Source organism: Nocardia sp. NPDC051750 (assembly GCF_044453135.1).
Classification (GTDB): Bacteria; Actinomycetota; Actinomycetes; order Mycobacteriales; family Mycobacteriaceae; genus Nocardia.
Genome location: NZ_JBITCK010000006.1, coordinates 334,321 through 347,198, shown reverse-complemented (window position 1 = coordinate 347,198; position 12,878 = coordinate 334,321). Strand labels below are relative to the sequence as shown.

Genomic DNA, 12,878 nt, shown 5'->3' with positions numbered 1-12,878 from the left:
CGACATGATCTTCCTCTCACCCGAACTGACGATGAGATGATTTCATACCCATCGTTTCATCGGGATCGCACGCGGGGCCTACTGGCGCCGGGGGAGGTCGTGCGGTAAGCACTGCATGTGATGAGCGATTCGGGATCCGGCGGCTCCGAGACCGCGGCCGTGGGCCGGGGACCCGGTGGTGCGGTCGCGGCGGTGTTGTCCGATCGGTTGCTCACCGTGCCCAATGTCCTCAGCGTATTGCGGTTGCTGGGTGTCCCGCTCTTTCTGTGGCTGCTGCTGGTGCAGCGGGCCGACAACTGGGCCTTCACCCTGTTGATACTGAGCGGCCTGACCGACTTCCTGGACGGCAAACTCGCCCGCTTACTGGACCAGTCGTCCCGGCTGGGTGCCCTGCTCGACCCCTTCGTCGACCGGCTCTACCTGGTGACCACGCTCGCGGCGTTCGTTGCCCGTGATCTCCTTCCCTGGTGGGTGGCGGCCCTGCTGATCGGCCGCGATCTGGTACTCACGCTCACGCTGCCGATATACCGCCGCCGCGGCCTCGACCCCCCCGAGGTCATCTATCTGGGGAAGGCCGCCACCTTCGCGCTGATGTCGGCACTGCCCTGGTTGCTGGCCGGGGAGTTGGACTGGGCGGGCGACGGTTTCGGCCGCGCGTTCGGCGGGGCACTGCTGATCTGGGGTACCGCGGTCTACGTGTGGACCGGGCTGTTGTACCTGGGCCGCGCGATCGCCGTCGCCCGGACAGTGCCCCCGTCCCCGGGCCGCGCCGGCGGCGCCCCCGGCCGGGACACCGGCGCGGCGGACGGCGACGGGCTCGCATAGAGTTGCGATCATCGTGGACGACGACACGAAGAAAGGACACCACGTGAACCGGGCTCCGGAGGATCTGCGCTACACCGCCGAACACGAATGGGTGCGTCGGATCGAACCCACCCGGGTCCGGGTGGGGATCACCGATTACGCCCAGTCGCAACTCGGTGACGTCGTGTTCGTGCAGTTGCCCGAAACCGGTGCCGATGTCGCCGCCGGGGACAGCATCGCCGAGGTCGAATCGACCAAGAGCGTTTCCGATATCTACGCTCCACTGAGCGCGAAAATCGTTGCGGTGAACCAGGAATTGGAGGCGAAGCCGGAAACGCTGAATACCGATCCCTACGGTGCCGGGTGGTTGTTCGAACTCGAGCTGGACAGCGCGTCCGCGCTGGACTCGAGTCTCGGCGAACTGCTCGATGCCGCAGGTTATCAAGGAGTTATCGAGGGCTGATTCAGCCTTCCTGGTTCTACCTGCACGGGCCCGGCCCGGCAGGGTACGGTCAATGCCAACGGATGTGCCGCCCGGAGTCGGGGCCGCCGAGCCACGTCGCGCCGCGGCATCTGCCTGCATGGTTTATGAGGTTCGAGGAGGAGAGAAACGGTGAGCGAGAACAAAGACCCGGGTTACGGGGAGACCGCGGCCGAGACGACGTCGGTCTTCCGCGCGGATTTCCTGAACGAGGTCGACGCATCGCGCTCCGGCGAGCCGACCGGTGAACAGCCGGTGCAGGGTGTCGAAGGTCTTCCGGTCGGTGCGGCACTGCTGGTCGTCAAACGTGGCCCGAACGCGGGCTCGCGTTTCCTGCTGGACCAGCCCACCACGTCCGCCGGGCGTCATCCCGACAGCGATATTTTTCTCGACGATGTCACCGTCAGCCGCCGCCACGCCGAGTTCCGGCAGGACGAGGATTCCTTCCAGGTCGTCGATGTGGGCAGCCTGAACGGCACCTACGTCAACCGGGAGCCGGTGGATTCCTCGGAACTGCAGAACGGTGACGAGGTACAGATCGGCAAGTTCCGGCTGGTGTTCCTCACCGGCCCGCGGACGCAGGAGGCCGGTTCGGCGGCCGGTGCCGGTAGTTTGTGAACAGGTGATGATCGGTGCGCCGATCCGGGTGATCGGCGCTTCGGCATGAAAGACTCGAGGTCATGACAGGCGCGGCGCAGCAGTGGGCGCACGGAGGGATGTCGATCGGCTCTGTGCTCGATCTGCTGCGACCCGATTTCCCGGATATCACCATCTCGAAGATCCGTTTTCTCGAGGCGGAGGGGCTGATCCGGCCGGAGCGGACACCGTCGGGCTACCGCCGGTTCTCGGCCGCCGATTGTGAGCGGCTCCGTTTCGTGCTGACGGCTCAGCGTGATCAGTACCTGCCGTTGAAGGTGATCAAGGAACAACTCGAGGCGATCGACAGCGGAGCCGCGACGCTCGGGGTGCGGGAAGCCCGTGCCCGGGCGCGCACCGCCCGTCCGGATGCGGGGCAGGATATGGCGGACGAGGGCGCCGCGCGGCCGCGGCCGCCACGCCGGCTCGCGGTTCAGCCCGGCCGGATCGCCGCCGACGAGTTCGAATTCGATCACGAGATCCGGGTGACCCGCGCCGATCTGCTGGAACAGGCCGGTATCGACGAGAAATTCCTCACCGATCTGGTCCGGGCGAATCTGATCACCCCGGGCCCGGCCGGGTTCTTCGACGCGGATGCGGTCACCTTGGCCACCACGGCGAAGGCCATGGCCGAATTCGGTTTGGAGGCGCGGCATCTGCGCGCGTTCAAACTCGCCGCGGACCGGGAGGCCGCGCTGGTGGCACAGATCGCCGCGCCGATCGCCAAGAGCCGCGATGCGGGCGCCCGCGCCCGCGCCGAGGAGACGGTGCGGGAACTCGCTGCGCTGTCGCTCACGTTGCACGCGAGCCTCGTGAAGGCCTCGGTGCGCAACTCGCTGGGCGGATGACGTGCGGGTGCCACGCGCCGGCGGCCGTGGCGGGATCGTCCTGACCTGCGGCTGGATCAAGATCGGCTACGCCGGTGGCAACACACCGATTCCGGTGCACGCCAGCCATCGCGGCGCCGCCCGGAGTTCGCCTAGACTCGTGGTACGGCGAGCCCTGCATCGGCGAGGGCGGGCGGCCGGGGAGTATGGGAGGCAGTGCGATGAGCGAAATGCGCGTGATCGGCATCCGGGTCGAGCAGCCACAGAACCAGCCCGTCCTGCTGCTGCGGGAGGCGAGTGGGGAGCGTTATCTGCCCATCTGGATCGGCCAGGCCGAGGCCACGGCGATCGTGCTGGAACAGGAGGGTGTCACTCCGGTCCGGCCGCTCACCCACGATCTGATCAAGATCTTGATCGCTGATCTCGGTCACACCCTCGAGGAGGTCCATATCGTGGATCTCAAGGAGGGCACCTTCTATGCGGATCTGGTGTTCGAGAACGAGGTGCGGATCTCGGCGCGCCCCTCCGATTCGGTGGCCATCGCTCTGCGTGTCGGCTGCCCGATCTATGCGGCGGAATCCGTGCTCGAGGAAGCCGGTCTGGTGATGCCGGACGAACGCGAGGACGAGGTCGAAAAGTTCAAGGAGTTCCTCGAGTCGGTATCCCCGGACGATTTCAAAGCGACCGACAGTTGAGTTTCCCGAATTTTTTCTAGACCTCAACTACAGGTCGAGACTGTTACCGCGCGTCGCGTTTGGATCGGCACCTCTGCGGCCGAGAGAATGGAAAGAGTAGCCTCGTACTCGACGCCGGGCCGTCGGGTATGGGCACAGATCGGCGGAGCAAGGGAGTAGTTCAGTGGCAGAGCATATGCGGGATATGCGATCGGAAGTGGGCCCGCCTCGGCGCTACGAAATACAACCCGGTTTGTTCCCCGACGATTCGGTCCCCGATGACCTGGTCGGATACCGGGTGCCGACGGCCTGTCAGGTAGCGGGGATCACCTATCGGCAACTGGACTACTGGGCCCGCACCGGCCTGGTCGTTCCCTCCATTCGCGGGGCGGCCGGCTCCGGCAGCCAGCGGTTGTATTCCTTCAAGGACATCCTGGTTCTGAAAATCGTCAAACGGTTGCTCGACGCCGGTATTTCGTTGCAGAACATACGCATTGCCGTCGATCATCTGCGCAGCCGGGGAGTGCAGGACCTGGCGAATATCACCCTGTTCTCCGACGGCACCACGGTGTACGAGTGCACGTCACCGGAAGAGGTCGTCGATTTACTGCAGGGCGGTCAGGGTGTATTCGGTATTGCCGTCAACAGTGCGATGCGGGAACTCACCGGTGCCATCGCGGCCTTTCCCGCCGAACGGGCGGTAGAGGCCGATGAGCGACCCGAGGACGAATTGTCCTTTCGGCGCAAAGCGCGGCTGACCCGGAAAACCGGGTAGGAGCGGTGTTCGCACCGCACGGCGCCGGTGCGGGCAGCGACACAGACGGGTGAGTTCCCGTCCGGACCGGTGACCGGGCTAAGATAACCGGGCGCCGTAGCCGTGCGGGAGAGTCCCGGGTCCGCTGGATCCGGGCGCCGAAGGAGCAGCACCTCCCCGTCAATCTCTCAGGCCCCAGGACCGTGCGGGAACCGGCGCCTCTGGAAAGTGGTGGCTGCGGGCCACCCGCCCAAGGTGAAAGGCGACCGGACCCCTGCGGTCCGCAGCCGAAGCTCTCAGGCGCCGCGACAGAGGGGGAGGGCCTTGTGCCGACCGTGCGGTCGGCCGCCCGACCAGGGAGCCGTGGTGACCCAGAGTTTCGCAGACCGGCATATCGGACCCGACGGCGACGGATTCGCGCATATTCTCGCCGCGATCGGTGTCGCTTCCGTCGATGACCTCGCCGCCGCCGCGCTGCCCGCCGGTATCCGTGACACCGCCCCGCTCGCGGGGCTGCCCCCGGCCGCGAGCGAGCACGAGGTGCTGGCCGAACTGGGCGCGCTCGCGGCCACCAATACCGTGGCCACGTCGATGATCGGGCTCGGCTACTACGACACCTTGACCCCGCCCGTTCTGGTGCGCAATCTGCTGGAGAACCCGGCCTGGTACACCGCGTACACGCCCTACCAGCCGGAGATCAGCCAGGGCCGGCTCGAAGCGCTGCTCAACTTCCAGACCATGGTGACCGACCTGACCGGGATGGATGTGGCGAACGCATCGATGCTGGACGAGGCCACCGCCGCCGCGGAGGCGATGACGCTGCTGCGCCGGGTCAGCCGGGGTGGCAGTGCGCGCCTGGTGGTGGACCGGGACCTGTTCCCGCAGACCCGCACCGTGCTGTCCACCCGCGCCGAACCGCTCGGTATCGAGATCGTCGAGGCGGATCTGGCCGCCGACGGTCTGCCCGCGGGAGAATTCTTCGGGGTGTTGCTCCAGGTGCCGGGTGCCTCCGGGCGCATCGTGGACTGGACCGAGATCATCGCGGCCGCGCACGAGCGTGGCGCACTGGTCGCCGCCGGGGCGGACCTGCTCGCCCTGGCCCTGATCACTCCGCCCGGGGAGCAGGGCGCCGATGTCTGTTTCGGGACCACCCAGCGGTTCGGGGTGCCGATGGGCTTCGGCGGCCCGCACGCCGGATATCTGGCCGTGCGGACCGCCTACGCGCGGCAGTTGCCGGGCCGGTTGGTCGGGGTGTCGAAGGACGCCGACGGCGCGCCGGCCTATCGCCTGGCGCTGCAGACCCGGGAGCAGCATATTCGCCGGGAGAAGGCGACCTCGAATATCTGCACCGCCCAGGTCCTGCTCGCCATTGTCGCCGGAATGTATGCCTGCTATCACGGCGCCGACGGGCTGCGGGCCATCGCCCGGCGCGTGCACGGGCACGCCGAGAACGTGGCGGCCGCCCTCGGCGATGCCCTCGTGCACCACAAGTATTTCGATACCGTGCTGGCCCGGGTTCCCGGCCACGCCGACAGCGTGGTGGCCAAGGCCGCGGCACGCGGTATCAACCTGCGGCTGGTGGACGACGACCATGTCGCCGTGGCCTGTGACGAGGCCACCACCGGCGACCATGTGGCCGCCGTCCTGGACGCGTTCGGGGTCGCGCCGGCCGAGCCGGTGTGCGCGGGCATCGTGGATCGGACCTCGGAGTTCCTCACCCATCCGGCGTTCACGCGGTATCACACCGAAACAGCGATGCTGCGCTACCTGCGGGCGCTGTCGGACAAGGACATCGCACTGGACCGCAGCATGATCCCGCTCGGCTCGTGCACCATGAAACTGAACGCCACCGCGGAAATGGAGCCGATCACCTGGCCGGGTTTCGCGCGACTGCACCCGTACGCGCCGGATACCGATACGCCCGGCCTGCGCCGGGTGATCGCCGACCTGGAGCGCTGGCTGGCCGAGATCACCGGATACGACTCGGTGAGCCTGCAGCCCAACGCCGGTAGTCAGGGCGAGTACGCCGGCCTGCTGGCCATCCGGCGCTACCATCTGGAGCGCGGCGACACCCGGCGCGATACCTGTCTGATCCCCTCCAGCGCGCACGGCACCAACGCGGCCTCGGCGGCCATGGCGGGCCTGCGCGTGGAAGTGGTGAAATGCCGGGCGAACGGCGACGTGGACCTCGACGATCTGCGGGCCAAGATCGCCGACCACGCCGAGCGGCTGGCCTGCATCATGATCACCTATCCGTCCACGCACGGTGTGTTCGAACAGGAGATCGCCGAGCTGTGCGCGCTGGTCCACGATGCGGGCGGCCAGGTCTATGTGGACGGTGCGAATCTCAACGCACTGGTCGGGCTGGCGCGGCCGGGCCGGTTCGGCGGCGATGTCAGCCACCTCAATCTGCACAAGACGTTCTGCATTCCGCACGGCGGCGGCGGGCCCGGCGTCGGCCCGGTGGCGGTCCGGTCACATCTGGCCCCGTACCTGCCGGGCGACCCGCTGGTCACCGATTCGCACGCGGTCTCCGCGGCGCACTACGGTTCGGCCTCGATTCTGCCGATCACCTGGGCCTATATCAGGATGATGGGTGCGGACGGCCTGCGCCGGGCGACGCTCACCGCGATCGCTTCGGCCAACTACCTGGCCCGGCGGCTCGACGAGCACTATCCGGTGCTCTACACCGGCGATAACGATATGGTCGCCCACGAATGCATCCTGGACCTGCGCGAGATCACCAAGCAGACCGGTGTCACCGTCGACGATGTCGCCAAACGCCTGGCCGACTACGGATTCCACGCACCCACCATGAGCTTCCCGGTGGCGGGCACGCTCATGGTGGAACCGACCGAGAGCGAGGATCTGGCCGAGCTGGACGAATTCGCGGACGCGATGATCGCCATCCGCCGGGAGATCGATCAGGTCGGCCGGGGCGTATGGCCGGCCGACGACAACCCGCTGCGCAACGCGCCGCACACGGCGGCGAGTCTGGTCCGCGAATGGGACCACCCGTACAGCCGGGAGGTCGCGGTGTACCCGCGCGGGCTCGCGCATACCCGGGCGAAGGTGTGGCCGGCGGTCCGCCGGATCGACGGCGCCTTCGGCGATCGCAATCTGGTCTGTACGTGTCCGCCGCTGGAGACCTACGCCGACTGAACCGTGCGGAGTCCGGCCGCGAGCCGATTCCACGGAATCGGATCGCGGCCGGAGCGGTTTCGTGGGCCCAGCGGAGCAGTCGGGCGATATCACGCCGGGACGAGAACCTTGGTGCCGTCCTCCTCGCTGCCGCGCGGTTCGTGCTCGTCGACCATCGTCTGCTCGTCGAACGGCAGTTTCCGGTCCAGGACGTCACGGACCTGGACGGGATCGACGGTCTTGGTCCAGGTACCGATCAACAGGGTGGCCACAGCATTGCCGGAGAAGTTGGTGAGTGCCCGGGCCTCGGACATGAAACGGTCGATCCCGACGATCAGCCCGACACCGTCGAGCAGTTCGGGCCGGTGACTCTGCAGCCCGCCCGCCAGGGTGGCCAGGCCGGCACCGGTCACGCCGGCCGCGCCCTTGGAGGCCACGATCATGAACACCAGCAGGCCGAACTGTTCGCCCAGGCTCAACGGCTGTCCCATCGCATCGGCGATGAATATCGAGGCCATGGTCAGATAGATGGCGGTCCCGTCGAGATTGAACGAATAGCCGGTCGGTACGACCACACCCACGGTGGTGCGTTGTACGCCGATATGTTCCATCTTCGCGATCAGTCGCGGCAGCGCCGATTCCGACGACGAGGTAGCCACGATGAGCAGGTACTCGCGTGCGAGGTAGCGGCACAGCTTGAAGATCGACACCCGGGCGACGAGCCGCACCAGCACGCCGAGGACGCCGAAGACGAACAGTAGGCAGGTCAGGTAGAAGGTGATCATCAGGGTGGCCAGCTGGACCACCGCATCGAGTCCGGTCCGGCCGACCACATTCGCGATCGCACCGAAGGCCCCGAGCGGAGCCAGCCAGAGGATCATCACCAGGATCCGGAAGACCAGCTTCTGGATCAGCGCCACACCGCGCAGGATCGGCTCACCCGAGGAACCCATGGCCTGCACCGCGAAACCCACCAGCAGCGCGACGAACAACGCCTGTAGCACGCTGCCCGCGGTGAGCGAGGAGACCAGCGTCGTGGGAATGATGCCGTGGATGAAATCCATGGTGCCGCCGGCGCCGTGTGCTTCGTCGGCATACCGTGCGCCTTGGCCCGCCGAACCCGCGATATCCAGCCCGGTGCCCGGATCGAGCAGATTGCCGACCAGCAGGCCGATACCGAGGGCCACGGTCGACATGACCAGGAAATATCCGATGGCCAGGCCGCCGACCTTGCCCACCGTGGCTGCCGCCCGCACCGACCCGATGCCGAGGACGATCGTGCAGAAGATCACCGGGGCGATCATCATCTTGATCAGGTCGACGAACATCGTGCCCAGCGGCGCGAGCGCGCGGCCGGTGCCCGGCGCCAGCCAGCCGACCAGAATTCCCGCCAGGACGGCGACGATAACCGCCAGATAGAGCCAATGGGTGCGGTCCCGCCGCTTTCGAGTCCGGTCTTCCATGACCTGATCTCCTCCGAGTCGTAGTGCGCGGGCGCGGTGAACTTGGCCACCACGCCTGTGCAGAATGATGGACTGGTACGTGACGTCCGTCACGCTTTTGTACATTTCGTTCAACGGAGAAGCTCGTGCGAACCGGTCGATGGTCCCTGGCGGGGCAGGTCTTCGTTCTACAGCTGGTGCTGTTGGCGCTGATCACGGCGCTCTGGGCCGGCTTCGCGGTGATGGACGCCCGCCGCGACAGCGACGGGGCCGCCGCCCGGGAGGTCACCGATATCGCGCTGAGCGTCGCGGCGGCGCCGTCCACGGTGGCGGCGGTTCGATCCGCGGACCCGTCGGCGCTGCTGCAGCCGGTGACCGAACAGATCCGGCTGGCGACCGGGATGGGTTTCATCGTGGTGATGGCTCCCGATCGGACCCGGTTCACCCACACCGACCCGGCGCGGATCGGCCGGCCGTTCTCCGGCAATATCGATCGCGCCCTCGCCGGCGCCACCTTCACCGAGACCTATACCGGTAGCCTGGGCCCCTCCATCCGCGCGGTAACGCCGGTACACGACGACGGTCACGTGATCGCGCTGGTCTCCGTGGGGGTCACCCGTACTGCGATCGGTGACCGCTTCGCCGCGCAGCTGCCCGCCGTTCTCGGCGTCGCGGCGGCGGGCTTGTTCGTCGCCGCCGTCGGTTCGATGCTGCTGAACCGCAGATTGCGCAGGCAGACCAGAGGCCTGGCACCCGCGCAGCTATGGGCCATGTACGAACATCACGACGCGGTACTGCACGCCGTCCACGAGGGATTGATGGTTTTCGGGCCCGCCGATGACCGGGCGGAGGTGGTCAACGACGAGGCCCGCAGGCTGCTCGATCTCCCCGACGGACCCGTCACCCGCGCCGATCTGCCGGCCTCGTTCCGCCACCGCGATCGCGAGACCGTCCGCGACGAAACGCATGTGACCGCCGACCGGGTGCTACTGGTCAATCAGGATGTCGTCGATCTGGGCAGCCGTGCGAGCGGTACGGTGACGACCATTCGTGACCACACCGAATTGCGTACGGTCCTGGGCGAACTCGATACAGTCCGCAGTTTCGCCGAATCCCTGCGGGCGCAGGCGCACGAATCGGCCAACCGGCTGCATACCGTGATCACCATGGTGGAGCTGGGGCGCTACCGGGAGGCAGTGGAGTTCGCGACCGCCGAAATCGAGCTGTCCCAAGCTCTCATCGATCGACTGATGGCCGAGGTGGGTGATCCGGTGCTGGTGGCACTTCTGCTCGGGAAGGTGAATCAGGCGGCCGAGCGCGATGTCGAACTCACCGTGACCGCCGACACCGCCCTGGACTCGGTGACGCCGCTGACCAGCCGGGAAGCCGTGTCGCTGGTGGGGAATCTGATCGACAATGCGATCGACGCCGCGACCGGCAGTGCTGATGCCTGGGTCGAGGTGACGGCCCGTGCGGATGCGACGGCTCTGACGGTACGAGTAGCGGACAGCGGTCCCGGAATAGCGCCGGAGAGTTTCGCTCGGGCCGCCGAACGCGGGTACTCCACCAAGGCGCGGCATCACGGCCTGGGCTTGGCGCTGGTCCGCGGGCTGGTCAACCGGCACGGTGGCACGATCGGCAGCGTGACCGCGCCAGAGAGCGCGGTCACGGTGCATATTCCACGGGAGCGAGACAGATGATCCGGATATTGATCGTCGAGGACGAACCGCTCATCGCCGAAGCGCACGAGGCCTATCTCGGCCGGGTCACCGGATTCCAGGCGGTAGGGGTCGCCCGTACCGGGCGTGACGCGCTGCGGTCCGTCGCCGCTGCGGCAGCCGCTGGCACACCGATCGATCTGGTTCTGCTGGATATCGGCTTGCCCGATATGAGTGGACTCGAGGTGGCGGCGACGCTGGCGGGGCAGCGTCCGCGTCCGGATATCATCGCGATCACGTCGGCCCGCGACCTCGCCGTGGTGCGGGCCGCCGTAGCCAACGGGGTGGTGCTCTATCTGTTGAAACCGTTCACCTTCGCGGCCTTCCGCGACAAACTCGAACGCTATCGCGAGTATCACGCCGCGCTGCCCACGGGCGAATCCGCCGCCACTCAGGACGATATCGACCAGGCCCTGGCGGTATTGCGCACCCCCGCGCGCCAGGCCGGTACGCCCAAGGGTGTCGCGCCGAATACGCTCGGGGAGATCACCCGCGCCGTCCGTGCCGCCCCGCCGGAGGGGCTCACCGCCGCCGATGCCGCGACTTCGGTCGGCGTCTCGCGGATCACCGCGTGGCGCTATCTGGAGCGGCTCGCCGAGGACGGTGTGGTGGACCGCCGCTCCGATTACGGCCGGACCGGCCGGCCGCGGACCCGCTATCGCTGGCGGGAATCCCTGGGCGGGCGGCCCGGGTGACCTCCGGTCAGGGCGTGGTGAGGGCACCGACCATCGCGGTGCCGAATTCCAGGTCGTTGCTGGTGGGCAGGACCTTGTAGGTACCTCCGGTGCGTTCGGTCACAGTGCGCAGGGAATCGGTGCCCGCACCGCCCACAACGATGACATCGACACGTATCGGGGTCTCCGGATCGCCGGCTTCTTCGATCGCGGACAGCAGCTCCTCGCCGCTGAGTGCGGAATCGTCCTCGGGTCCGTCGGTGACCAGCAGGATCGAGTTGGTGCGATCGGCGGCGTAGCCTTCGACCGCGCTCCGGTAGGCGGCGAGCAGTGCCGGATAGCATTCATCGGCTGTCGCGGCTGTTGCCTCGATCGCACCCAGTGAACTCATGAGGGTGCCACGATGCTCGTCGGTGAGTGGGGCGGTATCGACGATGACCTCGAACGGATCGCCGTCGTCCAGGTTCTTACCGAAAGTCCAGATGCCCAGGCCGAATTCCGGGGGCATGACATTGACGGTGGACGCGAGGGCACCGACAGCGTTGGTCAGCCGGCTCAGCTCTCCCTCGGTCGCGCCCATCGACGCGGAAACATCCAGTAGTGCCGTGGCATGCACGCCGAGCACCGGCTTCTCGAGGACGCGGCGGAGCCGGTCCAGCGCCGCCCGCGGCGGTGCCGCGACCGGTTGGGCCGGTGGCGCGGCGAGGCCGGCCGCGATCAGATCACGTTGCTGTTCCGGTTTGCGCAGGTATTCCACGAACAGGCCGGCGATGAGGTTCTCGGTCTGATCCACCCACGGTCCGGACATCAGCGCGGCCGGATAGTCGGCCACCGGGGCCGCGCCGGCGGGCACGTAGAAGGTGGTGCTCCCGTTCGCCGCGAGCAACCGCTGGGTGACCGGCACCGCGTGGACCTCGGCTTCGGCCGGGGCGGCGGCCGACAGCGCCGTGATCGCCGCGGAGGTGTCCACGACCTCCGGCGCGGCGGCGGCCAGACCTGATACCGCGGAGACGGCTTGGCCGCCGGTCGCGGCCTCCTCGGTCAGCGGATCGGTACCGGTGATCGTGCCCGCGACCGCGGCGGCCACCGCCAGCGTGGTGTCGCCCGGGGGGAGTGCCAGTTGCAAGCCGTTCCAGCCCGGCAGTCCGATGGCCTCGAGCGAACCCTGTTGTAACCGGGGCAGATCCGCCCAGGAGACCTGGGTCGCGGCGAGTGCGTGACGCAGGATTTCGGGGACGGCGAGCACGATCGGACTGGACGCGATCGAGCGCGGGGTGCCCTCGATCAGACCGGGGACGCGCATCGATTCGATCTGCCGGCTGGATACCGGGATCCACAGCGCGGGCCGGGGTCCGAGGACCGGATTCCAAGTGGCGTCTGAGGTGAAGGCCGCGACCATATCCGCGGCGGGGCGCTCGGTGACCACCACCTCCGCGCAATGGTCGCGGACGACGGGCCGGGTCTCGTTGTAGCGGGTCGCGATGGTGCGTACCGGGTCGGCGATCTCCGGGTCGACGGTGATATCGAGGATGGCAGTGCCCGCTGTGCACGTGCCGCCGTCGGCCGCCCCGCCGGCCGAATCCGGCCGTAATTGCCACCAGCCGAACGCGACTGCGAGCAGAACCACAACCACCACCGCGGCGGTCACCGGTCCCTTGCTGATCTCCCGGGAAGAGCCGGTGCTGCGATGGGTACCCACGGGCAGTCAGTGTAAGGAGCGGAACCGG

Annotated in this window: 11 protein-coding genes and 1 riboswitch; of the genes, 9 read left to right on the top strand and 2 right to left on the bottom strand. The window is 67.7% G+C overall.

The window, feature by feature from the left end:
* Nucleotides 1-120 precede the first annotated feature (120 nt).
* The 7 genes from ACIA75_RS26395 (at nt 121) to gcvP (ending at nt 7,338) form a co-directional block, all read left to right on the top strand.
* The gene (locus ACIA75_RS26395) at nt 121-825 is read left to right on the top strand and encodes a CDP-alcohol phosphatidyltransferase family protein (RefSeq protein ID WP_397108512.1); all 705 of its coding nucleotides are present in this window, start codon (nt 121-123) and stop codon (nt 823-825) included.
* A gap of 43 nt (nt 826-868) precedes the next feature.
* Nucleotides 869-1,267 (top strand): glycine cleavage system protein GcvH, encoded by a 399-nt coding sequence (gcvH, locus tag ACIA75_RS26390; RefSeq protein ID WP_397109108.1) that lies wholly within the window; start codon nt 869-871, stop codon nt 1,265-1,267.
* 150 nt (nt 1,268-1,417) lie between these two features.
* Nucleotides 1,418-1,903, top strand: coding sequence for an FHA domain-containing protein (locus ACIA75_RS26385; protein WP_030520553.1), 486 nt, complete (start codon nt 1,418-1,420; stop codon nt 1,901-1,903).
* Nucleotides 1,904-1,965: 62 nt separating this feature from the next.
* A complete protein-coding gene (locus tag ACIA75_RS26380) occupies nt 1,966-2,769 on the top strand; it encodes a MerR family transcriptional regulator (protein WP_397108510.1) in 804 nt (267 codons plus the stop codon).
* 200 nt (nt 2,770-2,969) lie between these two features.
* On the top strand, nt 2,970-3,443 hold the full coding sequence (locus tag ACIA75_RS26375) for a bifunctional nuclease family protein (RefSeq protein WP_068037750.1): 474 nt from the start codon (nt 2,970-2,972) through the stop codon (nt 3,441-3,443).
* Between the two features lie 175 nt (nt 3,444-3,618).
* Nucleotides 3,619-4,197 (top strand): MerR family transcriptional regulator, encoded by a 579-nt coding sequence (locus ACIA75_RS26370; RefSeq protein ID WP_397109106.1) that lies wholly within the window; start codon nt 3,619-3,621, stop codon nt 4,195-4,197.
* Nucleotides 4,198-4,292: 95 nt separating this feature from the next.
* A riboswitch (glycine riboswitch) is annotated at nt 4,293-4,390 on the top strand.
* Nucleotides 4,391-4,542: 152 nt separating this feature from the next.
* Nucleotides 4,543-7,338, top strand: coding sequence for an aminomethyl-transferring glycine dehydrogenase (gcvP, locus tag ACIA75_RS26365; RefSeq protein ID WP_397108508.1), 2,796 nt, complete (start codon nt 4,543-4,545; stop codon nt 7,336-7,338).
* 89 nt (nt 7,339-7,427) lie between these two features.
* Here gcvP and ACIA75_RS26360 read toward each other — a convergent pair whose 3' ends face one another.
* Nucleotides 7,428-8,780 (bottom strand): cation:dicarboxylate symporter family transporter, encoded by a 1,353-nt coding sequence (locus ACIA75_RS26360; protein WP_397108506.1) that lies wholly within the window; start codon nt 8,778-8,780, stop codon nt 7,428-7,430.
* A gap of 125 nt (nt 8,781-8,905) precedes the next feature.
* Between ACIA75_RS26360 and ACIA75_RS26355 the strand changes: the two genes are divergently transcribed.
* On the top strand, nt 8,906-10,459 hold the full coding sequence (locus tag ACIA75_RS26355; RefSeq protein WP_397108504.1) for an ATP-binding protein: 1,554 nt from the start codon (nt 8,906-8,908) through the stop codon (nt 10,457-10,459).
* Entirely contained in the window at nt 10,456-11,172 is a 717-nt protein-coding gene (locus ACIA75_RS26350; RefSeq protein WP_397108502.1) for a response regulator, read from the top strand. The genes ACIA75_RS26355 and ACIA75_RS26350 overlap by 4 nt, the downstream gene beginning before the upstream one ends.
* A 7-nt stretch (nt 11,173-11,179) precedes the next feature.
* On the opposite strand, the gene ACIA75_RS26345 is transcribed toward ACIA75_RS26350, so the two are convergent.
* Entirely contained in the window at nt 11,180-12,850 is a 1,671-nt protein-coding gene (locus tag ACIA75_RS26345) for a hypothetical protein (RefSeq protein WP_397108500.1), read from the bottom strand.
* Between the last annotated feature and the right edge of the window lie 28 nt (nt 12,851-12,878).